Source organism: Cupriavidus sp. MPR-AND1C (assembly GCF_058809705.1).
In genome coordinates this window covers 1-18,994 of the sequence record NZ_JBXASU010000119.1, presented here as the reverse complement: position 1 = coordinate 18,994, position 18,994 = coordinate 1, and the positions used below count along the sequence as shown (strand labels likewise).

The following is an 18,994-nucleotide window of genomic DNA, read 5'->3' as shown; positions in this document are numbered from 1 at the left end:
GGAAGAAGGCCTGCGTTTCGCTATCCGTGAAGGCGGTCGTACCGTCGGCGCCGGCGTCGTGGCAAAGATCCTCGACTGATAAAGTCGAACAGCGAATACGGCACCAACCGGCCGTATTCGTTGCCAGAGGGGTTGGCCTAATCGCCGACCCCACAGTTGTTTTAGGGGTATAGCTCAACTGGCAGAGCGTCGGTCTCCAAAACCGAAGGTTGGGGGTTCGATTCCCTCTGCCCCTGCCAATTCAATCAGCCGCGTCGCGATAGAGAGTATCGTGACGCGGCTTAGTCTCGTTTGCGAAACATGGCCAATCCCAACGTCGAAACCGTCAACGCCGCCAGTGGTAAGTGGTTGCTTGGCGCCGCGGTGCTACTGGTGGTTGCCGGCGTCATCGGTTTCTATGCCCTGGCACAGCAACCGTCCTACGTGCGTGGCGCTGCGCTGTTCGGCGGCATCGCGCTGGGCGTGGTGGTCGCGCTGGTATCGGCGCCAGGCAAGGACTTCATCGGTTTCTCCAAGGAATCGTATCGTGAAGTCCGCAAGGTCGTTTGGCCCACCCGCAAGGAAGCCGGGCAGATGACGGGCCTGGTGTTTGTCTTTGTCGTGATCATGGCCGTGTTCCTGTGGTCTGCGGACAAGCTCATCGAGTGGGTCATCTTTTCGCTCGTGCTGGGCTGGAAATGAAGGATAGAACATGACGGATAACGCACAACAGGAAGTCCCCGCAGCTGAATCGCCTTCGTCGAAGAAGCGCTGGTATGTGGTGCACGCCTATTCCGGCATGGAAAAGAGTGTGCAGCGCGCGCTGCAGGAGCGCATTGAGCGCGCCGAAATGCAGGACAAGTTTGGCCGCATCCTGGTCCCGTCCGAAGAAGTCGTTGAAATCAAGGGTGGGCAGAAGTCTGTCACCGAGCGTCGCTTCTTCCCGGGGTATGTGCTGGTCGAGATGGAAATGACCGACGAGACCTGGCACCTGGTGAAGAACACCAGCAAGGTCACTGGCTTCGTCGGCGGTGCGCGCAATCGCCCGAGCCCGATTTCCCAGAAGGAAGTCGACAAGATCATGACCCAGATGCAGGAAGGGGTCGAGAAGCCGCGTCCCAAGACGCTCTTCGAAGTGGGCGAAATGGTTCGCGTCAAGGACGGTCCTTTCACCGACTTCAACGGTAACGTCGAGGAAGTGAACTACGAGAAATCGCGCTTGCGCGTCTCGGTCACCATCTTCGGGCGTGCCACCCCGGTCGAGCTCGAGTTCGGCCAGGTCGAGAAGGTCTAAGTGGTTTAAGTGGTTTAAGCGGTTCAGGTTTTCGCGTTTTATGCTGGCCGCAAGGTCAGCGAAAAATGCAGCGGCCAGTCTCGAAAAGGGGCTGGCCACAAGAGGAGCGTGAGGCTGGCCGGGGTGGATGAACCATCCCTGCAGCGATAGCGCGCTACGACTCAACAGGATCGCATTCCGTCAGGAAGCGGTCCGGATTGGAGTAAATATGGCCAAGAAGATCATTGGCTTTATCAAGCTGCAAATTCCGGCTGGTAAGGCAAATCCCTCCCCGCCCGTGGGCCCCGCACTGGGTCAACGCGGTCTGAACATCATGGAGTTCTGCAAGGCGTTCAACGCGCAGACCCAAGGCATGGAACCCGGCCTGCCGGTGCCGGTGGTGATTACCGCCTTCGCCGACAAGAGCTTCACCTTCGTGATGAAGTCGCCCCCGGCGACCGTTCTGATCAAGAAGGCAGCTGGCCTGACCAAGGGTTCGGCCAAGCCGCATACCGACAAGGTCGGCAAGATCACGCGTGCCCAGGCTGAAGAAATCGCCAAGGCAAAGAACGCTGACCTGACCGCTGCCGATCTGGACGCTGCTGTCCGTACGATCGCCGGTTCGGCTCGCTCGATGGGCATCACCGTGGAGGGTCTGTAAATGGCTAAGGTTTCCAAGCGCACCGCCGCGAACAAGGCGAAGATCGAGCGCACCAAGTTCTACCCGATCGACGAGGCCCTGGGCCTGGTGAAGGGTTGCGCATCGGCCAAGTTCGACGAATCCATCGACGTTGCCGTGCAACTCGGCATCGATGCGAAGAAGTCGGACCAGGTGGTTCGTGGCTCCGTCGTGCTGCCTGCCGGTACCGGCAAGTCGGTTCGGGTGGCTGTGTTCGCCCAAGGCGAAAAGGCTGAAGCCGCGAAGGCAGCTGGCGCCGAAATCGTCGGTATGGAAGACCTGGCTGAACAAGTCAAGGCCGGCAACCTGAACTTCGACGTCGTGATCGCTTCGCCGGACACGATGCGTATCGTTGGTACGCTGGGCCAGATCCTGGGCCCGCGTGGCCTGATGCCGAACCCGAAGGTCGGTACGGTTACCCCCGACGTCGCCCAGGCTGTGAAGAATGCCAAGGCCGGTCAGGTGCAATACCGTGTCGACAAGGCCGGTATCATCCACGCCACCATTGGCCGCCGTTCGTTCCAGGACGCCGATCTGAAGCGCAACCTGAGCGCGCTGATCGAAGCCCTGGTGAAGTCGAAGCCGGCTACCAGCAAGGGCGTGTACCTGCGCAAGATCGCTGTTTCGTCCACCATGGGCGTTGGCGTTCGCGTGGAACAGGCTTCGCTGTCGGCCTAAGGCTGGCGGCAACCGCAGGGCGGACCCGATAACGTCGCCCGGCGTAAAGAATTGAGGATCCTGGCCCAGGCCGGGATCGTCTCCCGAGTCAGGCGGTGCCCGATGGACACCGCAGGATGAAGGAGCAAGGCTTTGGGCAGTGGTGCCCACCGGCGCGCAAGCGCGGAGCAGGCACCGCTGGTTATCAAAGACCGCTGGTGGCGGGTGCGGCCGTAGGTTGGCTGCCTCGCCTTAATCGGACGGAACGTACGCAGCGTGGCTTCGGCCTGCCGTGACGCCTCCCGGCCCACCAGCGCAGATGGCGCACCCGAGGGATTGAAGAATCCGGGCAATGACCCGGGTGATTCGGGCCAAATCGGACGCCGTTCGTTTGGACTGATGTGCGTGCCCCGGACGATCCGGGGGACAAGCATCGTTTTGGAGCTTAACCGTGCCACTTAATATTGAAGATAAGAAGGCCGTCGTTGCTGAGGTTTCGGCGCAAGTCGCTAAAGCCCAGACCATCGTCGTAGCCGAATATCGCGGCATTGCGGTTGGCGATCTGACCAAGCTGCGCGCCAAGGCCCGCGAGCAAGGAGTGTACCTGCGTGTTCTGAAGAACACGCTGGCACGCCGCGCCGTGGAAGGCACGCCGTTTGCCGGCCTCGCAGAGCAAATGACCGGTCCGCTGATCTACGGTATTTCCGAAGATGCAGTGTCGTCGGCCAAGGTTCTGAACGACTTTGCCAAGACCAACGACAAGTTGGTTCTGCGCGCAGCGTCGTACGACGGCAATGTGCTCGATGCTGCTGCCGTCAAGGCACTGGCCTCGATCCCGAGCCGTGACGAACTGATTGCTCAGCTGCTTGGCGTGATGCAGGCACCGGTGTCGGGCTTCGCCCGTCTGCTGGCTGCACTGGCCGCCAAGAAGAGCGAAGGCGCCCCCGCCGAAGGCGAAGGCGCTGCTGCCGCCGCCGAGAGCGAAGGCGCAGCTGCTTAAGGCGTAAGCCTTTCGCAGCCTGGCTCATCAAGATCGCATTACCGATACCGAATCACATTTAGCAGGAGTATTCCAAATGGCAATCAGCAAAGACGACATCCTCGAAGCCGTAGGCTCGATGTCCGTGATGGAACTGAACGACCTGGTCAAGGCGTTCGAAGAAAAGTTTGGCGTGTCCGCCGCTTCGATGGCCGTGGCTGCTGCCCCGGGCGCAGGCGCTGCTGCCGCTGAAGAGCAAACCGAGTTCAACGTTATCCTGTCGGAAATCGGCGCAAACAAGGTTGGCGTGATTAAGGCTGTTCGCGAAATCACCGGCCTGGGCCTGAAGGAAGCCAAGGATCTGGTTGACGGCGCACCGAAGGCTGTCAAGGAAGGCGTGGACAAGGCTGCTGCAGCTGACGCCAAGAAGAAGCTGGAAGAAGCCGGCGCAAAGGTCGAAGTCAAGTAAGCTGTACTCGCGTGCCTTTTGGCACGCGAATGGGGCTGGCAAAGGGAGATTCCCGGCGCCAGCCTTTTTGCGCTTCTGCGATGTGTGTTTTACTGTGCACTCCGAAGCGTGAATAAGTGGCGCAAGCGATGCTTCAGAGCTGGGCGTATGCCTAAGCTTGAGCAGAGGCCAAACATCAGTGGCACACTAAGTGGTTGCTGATGTTTGTCTTCTGAACCGACTGCAGAAGACAAGTTTGGTCGGGTGTCCCCCGGGCCGGTATGACGCATTGCGTCGTTTCTGCCGGCTCGCAGCGTGCGGACACCGTCAGCCAGAGGTTGGTAGCGGCCAACCGCCAAATCCCCTCCCAGTCGCTGAACACCTCAGGTGCTGCGCCAGGTCCAGCCAGCCCTGCGATGATTCGGAGATCCCATGGCGTACAGCTTCACCGAAAAGAAGCGCATTCGCAAAAGTTTTGCGAAGCGCGCGACGGTTCATCAGGTTCCTTTCCTGCTTGCCACCCAGATTGAATCCTACGCTCAGTTTCTGCAAGAGGGTGCGCCACCCTCACGTCGCAAAACCGAGGGTCTGCAAGCGGCTTTCAGTGCAATCTTCCCGATTGTGTCGCACAACGGGCTCGCCCGTATGGAGTTCGTCTCCTACCACCTCTCCAACCCGCCGTTCGACGTCAAGGAATGTCAACAGCGTGGCCTGACCTTCCACTCGGCTCTGCGTGCCAAGGTACGCCTGATCATCAACGATCGGGAAAATCCGGGCAAGGTCAAGGAAGTCAAGGAACAGGAAGTCTACATGGGCGAAATTCCGCTCATGACGTCGACCGGCTCCTTCGTCATCAACGGTACCGAGCGTGTGATTGTTTCGCAGCTTCACCGTTCGCCTGGCGTGTTCTTCGAACACGACAAGGGCAAGACCCACAGCTCGGGCAAGCTGCTGTTCTCGGCACGGATTATTCCTTACCGCGGCTCGTGGCTCGACTTCGAGTTCGACCCGAAGGACATCTTGTACTTCCGCGTTGACCGTCGCCGCAAGATGCCGGTGACGATCCTGCTGAAGTCGATCGGTCTGACCCCGGAACAGATCCTCGCGCACTTCTTCGTGTTCGACAATTTCACCCTGCAGTCGGAAGGCGCGCAGATGGAATTCGTGCCCGAACGCCTGCGTGGTGAAGTCGCGCGCTTCGACATCGCCGACAAGGACGGCCGTGTCGTCGTGGAGAAGGACAAGCGGATCAACGCAAAGCATATTCGCGACCTGGATTCCGCCGGTACCAAGCTGATCAGCGTGCCGGAAGACTACCTGCTCGGCCGCGTGCTGGCGAAGAACATCATCGACCCGGATACCGGTGAGGTGATTGCCAACGCTAACGACGAGCTGACCGAAACCGTGCTGGAAAACCTGCGCGAAGCCGGTGTCAAGCAGATCCAGACCCTGTACACCAACGATCTGGACCAAGGTCCGTACATGTCGCAGACGCTGCGCGTGGACGACACCGCCGACCAGACCGCTGCGCGTATCGCGATCTACCGCATGATGCGTCCCGGCGAGCCGCCGACCGAAGACGCGGTGGAAGCCCTGTTCCAGCGCCTGTTCTACAGCGAAGAGTCGTACGACCTGTCGCGTGTTGGCCGCATGAAGGTCAACAGCCGCCTGGGCCGCCCGAGCGGTGAAGGCAGCATGGTGCTGCAGGACGAGGACATCCTCGAGACCATCAAGATCCTGGTCAACCTGCGCAACGGCAAGGGTGAGGTCGATGACATCGATCACCTGGGCAATCGTCGCGTTCGCTGCGTTGGCGAACTGGCCGAAAACCAGTTCCGTGCCGGCTTGTCGCGCGTCGAGCGCGCCGTGAAGGAGCGTCTGGGCCAGGCCGAGACCGAAAACCTGATGCCGCACGACCTGATCAACTCGAAGCCGATTTCGTCGGCCATCCGCGAGTTCTTCGGTTCGTCGCAGCTGTCGCAGTTCATGGACCAGACCAACCCGCTGTCCGAGATTACGCACAAGCGTCGTGTCTCCGCACTGGGCCCGGGCGGTTTGACCCGTGAGCGCGCAGGCTTTGAAGTGCGTGACGTGCACCCGACCCACTACGGCCGCGTGTGCCCGATCGAAACACCGGAAGGCCCGAACATTGGCCTGATCAACTCGCTGGCACTGTATGCACGCCTGAACGAGTACGGCTTCCTGGAAACGCCGTACCGCAAGGTGGTCGACAGCAAGTTGACCGACCAGGTCGACTACCTGTCCGCCATTGAGGAAGGCAAGTATGTGGTGGCGCAAGCCAACGCGACGGTTGACGCCGACGGTACCCTGATCGACGAACTGGTGTCGTCGCGTGAAGGTAGCGAGCGGGAAACCCGTATGGTCACGCCGGACCGCGTCCAGTACATCGACGTGGCGCCTTCGCAGATCGTCTCGGCCGCGGCATCGCTGGTGCCGTTCCTCGAGCACGATGATGCGAACCGTGCACTGATGGGCGCCAACATGCAGCGTCAGGCCGTGCCTTGCCTGCGTCCGGACAAGCCGCTGGTGGGTACCGGCATCGAGCGTACCGTTGCGGTCGACTCGGGTACTGCCGTCCAGGCAACCCGTGGCGGCGTGGTGGACTACGTCGACGCCATGCGTATCGTGATTCGCGTGAACGATGAGGAAGCTGTCGCCGGTGAAGTGGGCGTCGACATCTACAACCTGATCAAGTACACCCGCTCGAACCAGAACACCAACATCAACCAGCGTCCGATGGTCAAGGTTGGGGATTTCGTCGCCCGTGGCGACGTGATCGCCGACGGCGCATCGACCGACCTGGGCGAGCTCGCGCTCGGCCAGAACATGCTGGTGGCGTTCATGCCGTGGAACGGCTACAACTTCGAAGACTCGATCCTGATCTCCGAACGCGTGGTTGCCGAAGACCGCTACACCTCGATCCACATCGAGGAACTGTCGGTCGTCGCGCGTGACACCAAGCTGGGGCCGGAAGAAATCACCCGCGACATTTCCAACCTCGCCGAAGCACAGCTCGCGCGTCTGGACGAGTCCGGCATCACCTACATCGGTGCCGAAGTGGAAGCCGGTGACGTGCTGGTCGGCAAGGTCACGCCCAAGGGCGAGACCCAGCTGACCCCGGAAGAAAAGCTCCTGCGCGCGATCTTCGGTGAGAAGGCTTCGGACGTGAAGGACACCTCGCTGCGCGTTCCCTCGGGGATGAGCGGTATCGTGATCGACGTCCAGGTCTTCACCCGCGAAGGCGTGACCCGCGACAAGCGTGCCCAGTCCATCATCGACGATGAACTCAAGCGCTACCGCCTGGACCTGAACGACCAGCTGCGTATCGTGGAAGGTGATGCCTTCCAGCGTCTGGAGCGCCTGCTGCTCGACAAGACCGTCAATGGCGGTCCGAAGAAGCTGTCCAAGGGCGCCAAGCTGACCCGCGAGTACCTGGCCGATCTGGACAAGTACCACTGGTTCGACATCCGCCCGGCCGACGAGGAAGTGGCTGCCCAGCTGGAAGCCGTCAAGGAAGCCATCGAGCAGAAGCGCCACGAGTTCGACCTGGCCTTTGAAGAAAAGCGCAAGAAGCTCACGCAAGGCGACGAACTGCCGCCGGGCGTGATCAAGATGGTCAAGGTGTACCTGGCCGTCAAGCGCCGTCTGCAGCCTGGCGACAAGATGGCAGGCCGTCACGGCAACAAGGGTGTTGTGTCCAAGATCGTCCCGATCGAAGACATGCCCTACATGGCCGACGGCACGCCCGCCGACATCGTGCTGAACCCGCTCGGCGTGCCGTCGCGGATGAACGTGGGCCAGATTCTGGAAACCCACCTGGGCTGGGCCGCGCGCGGCCTGGGCCAGCGTATCGGCTCCATGCTCAAGGCGCAGGCTAAGGCGCAGGAACTGCGTCCGTTGCTCGCCCAGATCTACAACGAGAGCGGCAAGCCGGAAGACCTCGACAGCCTGTCGGACGCTGAAGTGCTGGAACTGGCGACCAACCTGAAGAAGGGTGTCCCGTTCGCCACGCCGGTGTTCGACGGTGCGCATGAAGACGAGATCCGCCGCATGCTGGACCTGGCGTACCCGGAAGAGATCGCCCGCGACATGGGCCTGACCGCTTCCAAGCAACAGGTCACGCTGCACGACGGCCGCACCGGCGAAGCGTTCGAGCGTCCGGTTACGCTCGGCGTGATGCACATGCTGAAGCTGCACCACTTGGTCGACGACAAGATGCACGCGCGTTCGACCGGCCCGTACTCGCTGGTGACCCAGCAGCCGCTGGGTGGTAAGGCGCAGTTCGGTGGCCAGCGTTTCGGTGAAATGGAAGTGTGGGCGCTGGAAGCATATGGTGCCTCCTACGTGCTGCAGGAAATGCTGACGGTCAAGTCCGATGACGTGAACGGCCGGACCAAGGTCTACGAGAACATCGTCAAGGGCGAGCACTCGATCGATGCCGGCATGCCGGAATCGTTCAACGTGCTGGTGAAGGAAATCCGTTCGCTGGGTATCGACATCGACCTCGATCGCTATTGATTTGGATCGAGAGTGCGCGGCAGGCCGGCCGTGAATGGCCCGCCTGCCGCCGAATGCCCGCTACGGTTTTCCCACAGGATGAATGCCGCGGGCCCGACATGCTGTCGGGCTGGCGGCGAAACAAGGAGTTGCAATGAAAGCATTGCTCGATCTCTTTAAGCAGGTTCAGCAGGAAGAGCAGTTCGACGCGATCAAGATCGGCCTGGCATCGCCAGAGAAGATCCGTTCGTGGTCGTACGGTGAAGTGAAGAAGCCGGAAACCATCAACTATCGGACGTTCAAGCCCGAGCGCGATGGTCTGTTCTGCGCCAAGATCTTTGGCCCGATCAAGGACTACGAGTGCCTGTGCGGCAAGTACAAGCGCCTGAAGCATCGCGGCGTGATCTGCGAGAAGTGCGGCGTTGAAGTGACGCTGGCCAAGGTGCGCCGCGAGCGCATGGGCCACATCGAACTGGCTGCGCCGACCGCGCACATCTGGTTCCTGAAGTCGCTGCCGTCGCGTCTGGGCATGGTGCTCGACATGACGCTGCGCGATATCGAACGCGTCCTGTACTTCGAAGCATTCGTGGTGCTCGAACCCGGCATGACCCCGCTCAAGAAGAGCCAGATCATGTCCGAGGACGACTACATCGCCAAGTGCGAAGAGTATGGCGAAGGCGAGTTCGTGGCCATGATGGGTGCCGAAGGCATCCGTGAATTGCTGCGCGGCATCGACATCGAAAAGCAGATCGAAACGATCCGCGCCGAGCTGCAGACCACCGGCTCCGAAGCCAAGATCAAGAAGTTCGCCAAGCGCCTGAAGGTGCTCGAGGCGTTCCAGCGTTCGGGCATCAAGCCGGAATGGATGATCCTGGAAGTGCTGCCGGTGCTGCCGCCCGAACTGCGTCCGCTGGTTCCGCTGGATGGTGGCCGTTTCGCCACCTCGGACCTGAACGACCTGTATCGCCGCGTCATCAACCGTAACAACCGCCTGAAGCGCCTGCTCGAACTGAAGGCGCCTGAAATCATCGTGCGCAACGAAAAGCGCATGCTGCAGGAAGCGGTTGACTCGCTGCTGGACAACGGTCGTCGCGGCAAGGCCATGACGGGCGCCAACAAGCGTCCGCTGAAGTCGCTGGCCGAAATGATCAAGGGCAAGGGCGGCCGTTTCCGTCAGAACTTGCTGGGCAAGCGCGTCGACTACTCCGGCCGTTCGGTCATTGTGGTGGGCCCGACCCTGAAGCTGCATCAGTGCGGCCTGCCCAAGCTGATGGCGCTCGAGCTGTTCAAGCCTTTCATTTTCCACAAGCTGGAAACGATGGGCATCGCCACCACCATCAAGGCGGCGAAGAAGGAAGTGGAAAGCCAGACCGCTGTGGTGTGGGACATCCTCGAAGAGGTGATCCGCGAGCATCCGGTCATGCTGAACCGCGCGCCGACGCTGCACCGCCTGGGCATCCAGGCGTTCGAGCCGGTGCTGATCGAAGGCAAGGCCATCCAGCTGCACCCGCTGGTCTGCGCGGCGTTCAACGCCGACTTCGACGGTGACCAGATGGCTGTTCACGTCCCGCTGTCGCTGGAAGCGCAGATGGAAGCCCGCACGCTGATGCTGGCCTCCAACAACGTGCTGTTCCCGGCCAACGGCGATCCGTCGATCGTCCCGTCGCAAGACGTGGTGCTGGGTCTGTACTACACGACCCGCGACAAGATCAACGGCAAGGGCGAAGGCCTGACGTTTGCCGACATCAGCGAAGTGATCCGCGCCTACGAGAACAAGGAAGTCGAACTGGCTTCGCGCGTGAACGTGCGTATCACCGAGTATGAACTGGTCGACAAGGATGCAGTGGGCGACGCCCGCTTCGCGCCCAAGATCACGCTGCAGGCCACCACGGTCGGCCGCGCGATCATGTCCGAGATCCTGCCGAAGGGCCTGCCTTTCTCGGTGCTGAACAAGCCGCTGAAGAAGAAGGAAATCTCGCGCCTGATCAACACCGCGTTCCGTAAGTGCGGCCTGCGCGAGACCGTGATCTTCGCTGACAAGCTGCTGCAGTCGGGCTTCCGCCTGGCAACGCGCGCTGGTATCTCGATCGCCATCGACGACATGCTGGTGCCGCCGCAAAAGGAAAAGATCATTTCCGACGCGGCAGCCAAGGTGAAGGAATACGACAAGCAGTACATGTCGGGTCTGGTGACCGACCAGGAACGCTACAACAACGTCGTGGACATCTGGGGCGCCGCCGGCGACCAGGTGGGCAAGGCGATGATGGAGCAGCTCCAGCACGAAGACGTGGTCGACCGTCACGGCAACACCGTGAAGCAAGACTCCTTCAACTCGATTTACATGATGGCTGACTCGGGCGCGCGCGGTTCCGCTGCGCAGATCCGTCAGCTGGCTGGCATGCGTGGCCTGATGGCCAAGCCGGATGGCTCGATCATTGAAACGCCGATTACGGCGAACTTCCGTGAAGGCCTGAACGTTCTGCAGTACTTCATCTCCACCCACGGTGCGCGTAAGGGCCTGGCGGATACGGCACTGAAGACCGCGAACTCGGGTTACCTGACCCGTCGTCTGGTCGACGTGACGCAGGATCTGGTGGTGGTGGAAGACGATTGCGGCACGACCAACGGCGTGGCCATGAAGGCCCTGGTTGAAGGCGGTGAAGTGATCGAAGCGCTGCGCGACCGGATTCTCGGCCGTGTGACGGTGTCCGACGTGGTGAACCCTGAGACCCAGGAAACCGCGATCGAGGCCGGCACCCTGCTGGACGAAGACCTGGTCGACATGATCGACGCCATCGGCGTGGACGAAGTGAAGGTGCGCACGCCGCTGTCGTGCGACACGCGCTACGGCCTGTGCGGCATGTGCTATGGCCGCGACCTTGGCCGCGGCGTGCTGGTGAACTCCGGCGAAGCGGTTGGCGTGATCGCCGCTCAGTCGATTGGCGAGCCGGGCACCCAGCTGACCATGCGTACGTTCCACATCGGCGGCGCGGCATCGCGTTCGGCCGTGGCATCGAGCGTGGAAGCGAAGGCAACCGGTACCGTGCGTTTCACGGCGACCATGCGTTACGTTACCAATGCGAAGGGCGAGCTGATCGTCATCTCGCGTTCGGGTGAAGCGCTGATCACCGACGACCACGGCCGCGAGCGCGAGCGCCACAAGATCCCGTACGGCGCCACGCTGCTGGTGCAGGACGGCCAGGCCATCAAGGCTGGCACGCAGCTGGCCACGTGGGACGCGCTGACGCGCCCGATCGTGTCGGAGTACACCGGCACGACCAAGTTCGAGAACGTCGAAGAAGGCGTGACCGTCGCCAAGCAGATGGACGAGGTCACCGGCCTGTCGACCCTCGTGGTGATTGATGCAAAGCGCCGTACGGCTGCCACCAAGGGCCTGCGCCCGCAGGTGAAGCTGCTCGACGCCAACGGCCAGGAAGTGAAGATCCCGGGCACGGACCACTCCGTGACCATCGGCTTCCAGGTCGGCGCGCTGATCACCGTGAAGGACGGCCAGCAGGTGCACGTGGGCGAAGTGCTTGCACGTATCCCGACCGAATCGCAAAAGACCCGCGACATTACCGGGGGTCTGCCGCGTGTGGCCGAGCTGTTCGAAGCGCGTTCGCCGAAGGATGCCGCCGTGCTGGCGGAAGTGACCGGCACCACGTCGTTCGGCAAGGACACCAAGGGCAAGCAACGCCTGGTGATTACGGACCTGGACGGCAACGCCCATGAGTTCCTGATCACCAAGGAAAAGCAAGTCCTGGTGCACGATGGCCAGGTGGTGAACAAGGGCGAAATGATCGTGGAAGGTCCGGCGGACCCGCACGACATCCTGCGCCTGAAGGGCATCGAGGAGCTGGCGCACTACATCGTCGACGAAGTGCAGGACGTGTACCGTCTGCAGGGCGTGAAGATCAACGACAAGCACATCGAAGTGATCGTGCGCCAGATGCTGCGCCGCGTGCAGATCGCGGATGTGGGCGACACCAAGTTCATCCCGGGTGAACAGGTGGAGCGTTCGGAACTGCTTGACGAGAACGATCGCGTGATCGCCGAAGGCAAGCGTCCGGCCACGTACGAAAACCTGCTGCTCGGTATCACCAAGGCGTCGCTGTCGACCGACAGCTTCATCTCGGCGGCATCGTTCCAGGAAACCACCCGCGTGCTGACGGAAGCCGCGATCATGGGCAAGACCGACGACCTGCGTGGCCTGAAGGAAAACGTGATCGTTGGCCGACTGATCCCCGCTGGTACGGGTCTGGCCTACCACCGTGCCCGCAAGGCGCGCGAGGCGGCCGAGCGCGAACGTGCCCAGGCGATCTCCGACGAAGAGCAGTCGCTCTTCATCGAGCCGCCTGTGGTGCCGGCGACGACCGAAGGCGAGGGCGACGCGGTCTAAGACTGCCCGCCTGAACCTGCAAGCAAGCTGCATGAAGAAGCCCGGCCCTGGTGGCCGGGTTTTTTTTGGCCTGTACGTACTGTACGTATATGGCCTGTTTTATTTCCGTCGCTCTCTTCGGTCATTTTTATTCGTCGTGCTTATGCTTTGCCGCAGGGGCAAGGACCCGTGCTCCATGCGCCGCCACACGAAAGAAATCCGGGAACATTCGTCACAGGCCGAAGTAGTTAGCCGCGCCCTTGGTGGTATGGTTACGCCTTTCGCGGTCCCACCCTTTTTTAAGCTGTTGCTATGTCGCGCGCCCTGGCGATTCTCAAGGATGTTTTTGGCTACCACGCCTTCCGCGGCCGGCAGGGGGAGATCATCGACCATGTGGCCGATGGCGGCGATTGCCTGGTCCTGATGCCGACCGGCGGCGGCAAGTCGCTGTGCTACCAGATTCCCGCGCTGCTGCGGCAGCGGGCCGGGCAGGGCACCGGCATCGTGGTGTCGCCCCTGATCGCGCTGATGCAGGACCAGGTCGCGGCGCTGTCCGAGGCGGGCGTGCGCGCAGCAGTGCTGAACTCGACGCTCAGCGGGGCCGAGGCCTCCGCGGTCGAGCGCGATCTGCTCGCCGGCCGGCTGGAAATCCTCTATGTGGCGCCCGAGCGGCTGATGACGCCGCGCTTCCAGGACCTGCTCCAGCGTACCCGTATCGGCGTGTTCGCCATCGACGAGGCGCACTGTGTATCGCAGTGGGGCCATGACTTCCGACCCGAGTACATCCAGCTCTCGGTGCTGCACGAGCGCTTCCCGGAAGTGCCGCGCATTGCCCTGACGGCTACCGCGGATTCCGTCACGCGCGAGGAAATCGTCGAGCGCCTCGCGCTGCACGACGCCCGCGTCTTCGTCTCCAGCTTCGACCGTCCCAATATCCGCTATCGCATCGTCGAGAAGGACAATGCGCGCCAGCAGTTGCTGGCCTTTATCAAGGCCGAGCACCTGGCCGCGGACGGCACGCACGACAGCGGCATCGTCTATTGCTTGTCGCGCAAGAAGGTGGAGGACACCGCCAGCTACCTCAGCGCCCAGGGCCTCAACGCGCTGGCATACCACGCCGGTATGGATGCGGGCGTGCGCCAGCACCATCAGGCGCGTTTCCGCGAGGAAGAGGGCGTGATCATGGTGGCCACCATCGCTTTTGGCATGGGCATCGACAAGCCGGACGTGCGTTTTGTGGCGCACCTGGACTTGCCCAAGAGCATGGAGGGCTACTATCAGGAGACCGGCCGTGCCGGCCGCGACGGGCTGCCGGCCAACGCCTGGATGGCCTACGGCCTGGGCGACGTGGTTCAGCAAAAGCGCATGATCGACGAGTCCGAGGCAGACGATGCGCACAAGCGCGTCTCGTCCGCCAAGCTCGATGCCCTGCTCGGACTGTGCGAGACGGCCGGCTGCCGCCGCGTGCGCATCCTTGGCTATTTCGACGAAGCCAGCGAGCCCTGCGGCAACTGCGACACCTGCCTGGAGCCGCCCGCTACCTGGGATGGCACGCGTGAAGCGCAGATGGCGCTGTCATGCGTCTACCGTACGGCACAGGCCAGCCGCGTTCATTTCGGCGCGACCCATATGGTCGACGTGCTGCGCGGCAATGCGTCGGAAAAAATTCGCCAATGGGGCCACGACAAGGTCTCCACGTTTGGCATCGGCGCGGACCGTTCAGTCTCCGAGTGGCACGCCATTTTCCGCCAGTTGATTGCCCACGGCCTGCTGGTGATCGACCATGGCGGTCACGGCGCCCTGCTGCTTGGCGACGCTGCGCGCGCGGTGCTCAAGGGCGAGATGCCGATCACCCTGCGCCGCCAGGCCAGCAAGCCAGCCAAGAGCGGCGAGCGTGGCGTGCGCGGCTCCGCCGGCACACGCACCGACCATACCGCCGGCATGGACACCGAGGCATTGGCCAACTGGGAAGCCCTGCGCAAGTGGCGCACCGAGACGGCACGCGAGCACGGCGTGCCGGCCTATGTGATCTTCCATGACGCCACGCTGGCCGAACTGGCGCGCAGCGCGCCGGATTCGTTGACGGCAATGGCTGAAGTCCCCGGCATCGGCGCCGCCAAGCTGGAGCGCTACGGCGATGCCATCCTGGAAGCGCTGGGTGCCGTGGAGGACTTTTGAGACCTTGCCCGGGCCTAAGCCGGGCAGCACGCTTCTTTCAGAAGCTGCTTGACGGTTTACGTAGTCGCTGCTAGCATGTCAGATTCGAGTTTTTGGCTTTGGATTTCGCTCGCCTGTCGTAATTGTGGCCCTCGGTTCGCAATCGACAAGCCTGCCAGGGGATCGTGTGATGCTCTGGTGGTGTGGTCGCAGCGGGATCCCAGGCGAGCTCGCGCTCTTTGGCCAGTCTGTTCCTCCACAGGTCCGTCTCAAGAGCGCTCGCTCACTTTTCCCGCCCAAAACCCGTCGTTGCCTCTTCGGCCCATTGCTTGTGGCCCCAGGGGTGTTTTTCCGTAAAACCAAGCTGGATTGAACAATGCCAACTATCAACCAACTGGTTCGCAAGCCGCGTGTCTCTGAAGTCGTCAAGAGCAAGAGCCCGGCGCTTGAGAACTGCCCCCAGCGTCGCGGCGTGTGCACCCGTGTGTACACCACGACGCCGAAGAAGCCGAACTCGGCACTGCGTAAGGTCGCCAAGGTGCGCCTGACCAACGGTTTCGAGGTCATCTCGTACATCGGCGGTGAAGGCCACAACCTGCAAGAACACTCGGTCGTGCTGATCCGCGGCGGCCGTGTGAAGGACTTGCCGGGTGTGCGTTACCACATCGTCCGTGGCTCGCTGGACTTGCAAGGCGTGAAGGATCGTCGCCAGGCACGTTCGAAGTACGGCGCGAAGCGTCCGAAGGCTGCTTAAGGCTAACGCCAGGCAAGCTGGGCACAAAGCCCGAAGCAACAAACGATAGCCTGTGGCGGTTGCGTCATGGTGCTGTCACCAGGCGGCGGTACAACGGAGCGTTTATGCGCCGTGCCGTCGAGTAAGTGGTCACCCGGCGAATTTGCCTCGATGGAAGGCAAGCTAGTTGGTGGCCGGAGAGCGGGAAATCATTGCCGCGCTCTCAACTGAATCTAAAGGAAAGAAGATGCCACGTCGTCGTGAAGTCCCCAAGCGGGATATCCTGCCCGATCCGAAGTTCGGTAACGTTGAAGTTGCCAAGTTCATGAACGTCCTGATGCTGGACGGCAAGAAGTCGGTTGCCGAACGTATCGTTTATGGCGCGTTCGACCAGATCGAAAAGAAGGCAGGCAAGGCCCCCGTTGAAGTGTTTTCCGTTGCGATCAACAACGTGAAGCCGGTGGTCGAAGTGAAGAGCCGTCGCGTGGGCGGCGCCAACTATCAGGTTCCGGTCGAAGTCCGTCCGTCGCGTCGTTTGGCATTGGCGATGCGTTGGTTGCGCGAGGCCGCGAAAAAACGCAGCGAGAAGTCGATGGCGCTGCGCCTGGCAGGTGAGCTGCTGGAAGCAGCGGAAGGCCGCGGCGGCGCGATGAAGAAGCGCGACGAAGTGCACCGCATGGCCGAAGCCAACAAGGCGTTCTCGCACTTCCGCTTCTAAAGCGCGCGAGTTATACGCGGTTGGTTGCCGGGCGGGCTGTGTTTTCACACGCTCGCCCGTTTGTGTTACGGGCGTTGGCAATGAGATGCCGGCGTCTCACGGACGAATAGAGGATTAAAGTGGCTCGTAAGACTCCCATTGAGCGCTACCGCAATATCGGTATCTCGGCTCACATTGACGCGGGTAAAACCACCACGACCGAGCGTATCCTGTTCTACACCGGTGTGAACCACAAGATCGGTGAAGTGCACGATGGCGCCGCCACGATGGACTGGATGGAGCAGGAACAGGAGCGTGGCATCACGATCACCTCCGCTGCGACCACCGCCTTCTGGAAGGGCATGGCCGGCAATTACCCGGAACACCGCATCAACATCATCGACACCCCGGGCCACGTGGACTTCACCATTGAGGTGGAGCGCTCCATGCGCGTGCTGGACGGCGCTTGCATGGTCTACTGCGCAGTGGGTGGCGTGCAGCCCCAGTCGGAAACCGTCTGGCGCCAGGCTAACAAGTACGGCGTGCCGCGCTTGGCCTTCGTCAACAAGATGGACCGTACCGGCGCGAATTTCTTCAAGGTCTACGACCAGCTGAAGACCCGCCTGAAGGCTAGCCCGGTTCCCGTCGTTGTGCCCATCGGCGCCGAAGACACCTTCAAGGGTGTGGTCGACCTCATCAAGATGAAAGCGATCATCTGGGACGAGGCCAGCCAAGGCACCAAGTTCGACTACGTGGACATCCCGGCTGAACTGGCCGACTCGTGCAACGAATGGCGCGAGAAGATGGTCGAGGCAGCTGCCGAGTCGAACGAAGAACTGATGAACAAGTATCTGGAAGAGGGCGAACTGTCCGAAGCCGAGATCATCAAGGGCCTGCGCGACCGTACCATCGCCTGCGAAATCCAGCCGATGCTGTGCGGCACCGCGTTCAAGAACAAGGGCGTGCAGCGTATGCTGGACGCCGTGATCGACTTCCTGCCGTCGCCGGTCGACATCCCGCCGGTCACCGGCGTGGACGATGACGACAAGGAAACGTCGCGCCGTGCCGCGGATGACGAAAAGTTCTCCGCTCTGGCGTTCAAGATCATGACCGACCCGTTCGTCGGCCAGCTGATCTTCTTCCGCGTCTACTCGGGCAAGGTCAATTCGGGCGACACCATCTACAACCCGGTCAAGAGCAAGAAGGAACGCCTGGGCCGGATTCTGCAGATGCACGCCAACCAGCGCGAAGAAATCAAGGAAGTGCTGGCAGGCGACATCGCCGCCGCGGTTGGCCTGAAAGAAGCCACCACGGGCGACACGCTGTGCGATCCGGACCACATCATCATCCTGGAACGCATGGTGTTCCCGGAGCCGGTGATTTCGCAGGCTGTCGAGCCGAAGACCAAGGCTGACCAGGAAAAGATGGGCATCGCCCTGAACCGCCTGGCACAGGAAGATCCGTCGTTCCGCGTGAAGACCGACGAAGAATCCGGCCAGACCATCATTTCGGGCATGGGCGAGCTCCACCTCGAAATTCTGGTTGACCGCATGAAGCGCGAATTCGGCGTGGAAGCCACCGTGGGCAAGCCCCAGGTTGCGTACCGCGAAACCATCCGCAAGACCTGCGACGAAGTGGAAGGCAAGTTCGTCAAGCAGTCGGGCGGCCGTGGCCAGTACGGTCACGTGGTACTGAAGCTCGAGCCGCAAGAACCGGGCAAGGGCTACGAATTCGTCGACGCCATCAAGGGCGGCGTGGTTCCGCGCGAGTACATCCCCGCAGTGGACAAGGGCATTCAGGACACCCTGAACGCTGGCGTTCTGGCAGGCTTCCCCGTGGTCGACGTCAAGGTCACGCTGTTCTTCGGTTCGTACCACGATGTGGACTCGAACGAAAACGCGTTCAAGATGGCCGGCTCCATGGGCTTCAAGGAAGGCATGCGCCGCGCAAGCCCCGTGCTGCTCGAGCCGATGATGGCCGTGGAAGTGGAAACGCCCGAAGACTTCATGGGTAACGTGATGGGCGATCTGTCGTCGCGTCGCGGCATTATCCAGGGCATGGACGACATGGTCGGCGGTGGCAAGATCCTGCGCGCGGAAGTTCCGCTGGCAGAGATGTTCGGCTACTCGACCTCGCTGCGTTCGGCCACGCAAGGCCGTGCTACGTACACGATGGAGTTCAAGCACTACGCTGAAGCTCCGAAGAACGTAGCCGACGCCGTGATCACGGCACGTGGCAAGTAAGTAAAAAATCCGCCGCCGCGCGTTGTGCGCGGCGGCACTATGAACACGACATACTGGTTTCGATTAGGAGCTGAAAAATGGCAAAGGAAAAGTTCTCGCGGACTAAGCCGCACGTGAACGTTGGCACGATTGGTCACGTTGACCACGGCAAGACCACCCTGACGGCAGCAATTGCCACGGTGCTGGCAGCCAAGTTTGGCGGTTCGGCCAAGAAGTACGACGAAATCGACGCAGCGCCGGAAGAAAAGGCACG

The 18,994-nt window shown here is 61.7% G+C and carries 14 protein-coding genes and 1 tRNA gene; all 15 read left to right on the top strand.

The window, feature by feature from the left end:
* Positions 1-79 (top strand): EF-Tu C-terminal domain-related protein (locus tag AC1RWI_RS34615; RefSeq protein ID WP_156545601.1); only part of this gene is annotated, 79 nt, incomplete at its 5' end.
* Positions 80-163: 84 nt separating this feature from the next.
* A tRNA-Trp gene (locus AC1RWI_RS34610) sits at positions 164-239 on the top strand.
* A 61-nt stretch (positions 240-300) separates the two neighbouring features.
* Entirely contained in the window at positions 301-681 is a 381-nt protein-coding gene (gene secE, locus AC1RWI_RS34605; protein WP_006162342.1) for a preprotein translocase subunit SecE, read from the top strand.
* A gap of 10 nt (positions 682-691) precedes the next feature.
* On the top strand, positions 692-1,273 hold the full coding sequence (nusG, locus tag AC1RWI_RS34600) for a transcription termination/antitermination protein NusG (RefSeq protein WP_006162340.1): 582 nt from the start codon (positions 692-694) through the stop codon (positions 1,271-1,273).
* Between the two features lie 208 nt (positions 1,274-1,481).
* Positions 1,482-1,913, top strand: a complete 432-nt coding sequence (gene rplK / locus AC1RWI_RS34595) for a 50S ribosomal protein L11 (protein ID WP_006162338.1) — start codon at positions 1,482-1,484, stop codon at positions 1,911-1,913.
* Complete coding sequence (gene rplA / locus AC1RWI_RS34590) at positions 1,914-2,609, top strand: 50S ribosomal protein L1 (protein WP_006162337.1); 696 nt, start codon at positions 1,914-1,916, stop codon at positions 2,607-2,609.
* A gap of 430 nt (positions 2,610-3,039) precedes the next feature.
* Positions 3,040-3,588: a 50S ribosomal protein L10 gene (gene rplJ, locus AC1RWI_RS34585; RefSeq protein ID WP_017224513.1), complete on the top strand. Its 549-nt coding sequence runs from the start codon at positions 3,040-3,042 to the stop codon at positions 3,586-3,588.
* A gap of 76 nt (positions 3,589-3,664) precedes the next feature.
* Entirely contained in the window at positions 3,665-4,036 is a 372-nt protein-coding gene (gene rplL / locus AC1RWI_RS34580) for a 50S ribosomal protein L7/L12 (protein WP_043350387.1), read from the top strand.
* A 411-nt stretch (positions 4,037-4,447) separates the two neighbouring features.
* Complete coding sequence (rpoB, locus tag AC1RWI_RS34575; protein WP_043350384.1) at positions 4,448-8,554, top strand: DNA-directed RNA polymerase subunit beta; 4,107 nt, start codon at positions 4,448-4,450, stop codon at positions 8,552-8,554.
* 133 nt (positions 8,555-8,687) lie between these two features.
* Positions 8,688-12,932, top strand: a complete 4,245-nt coding sequence (gene rpoC / locus AC1RWI_RS34570) for a DNA-directed RNA polymerase subunit beta' (RefSeq protein WP_043350381.1) — start codon at positions 8,688-8,690, stop codon at positions 12,930-12,932.
* A 291-nt stretch (positions 12,933-13,223) separates the two neighbouring features.
* Positions 13,224-15,089 carry a DNA helicase RecQ gene (gene recQ, locus AC1RWI_RS34565; RefSeq protein WP_043350379.1) on the top strand — a complete coding sequence of 622 codons (1,866 nt, stop codon included), beginning with the start codon at positions 13,224-13,226 and terminating at the stop codon, positions 15,087-15,089.
* Between the two features lie 355 nt (positions 15,090-15,444).
* Positions 15,445-15,822 (top strand): 30S ribosomal protein S12, encoded by a 378-nt coding sequence (gene rpsL / locus AC1RWI_RS34560; protein ID WP_006162330.1) that lies wholly within the window; start codon positions 15,445-15,447, stop codon positions 15,820-15,822.
* Between the two features lie 226 nt (positions 15,823-16,048).
* Positions 16,049-16,519, top strand: coding sequence for a 30S ribosomal protein S7 (gene rpsG, locus AC1RWI_RS34555; RefSeq protein WP_035876146.1), 471 nt, complete (start codon positions 16,049-16,051; stop codon positions 16,517-16,519).
* A 119-nt stretch (positions 16,520-16,638) separates the two neighbouring features.
* On the top strand, positions 16,639-18,741 hold the full coding sequence (gene fusA, locus AC1RWI_RS34550; protein ID WP_043350374.1) for an elongation factor G: 2,103 nt from the start codon (positions 16,639-16,641) through the stop codon (positions 18,739-18,741).
* 77 nt (positions 18,742-18,818) lie between these two features.
* On the top strand, positions 18,819-18,994 hold a 176-nt coding region (locus AC1RWI_RS34545; protein WP_492376385.1), incomplete at its 3' end, for a GTP-binding protein.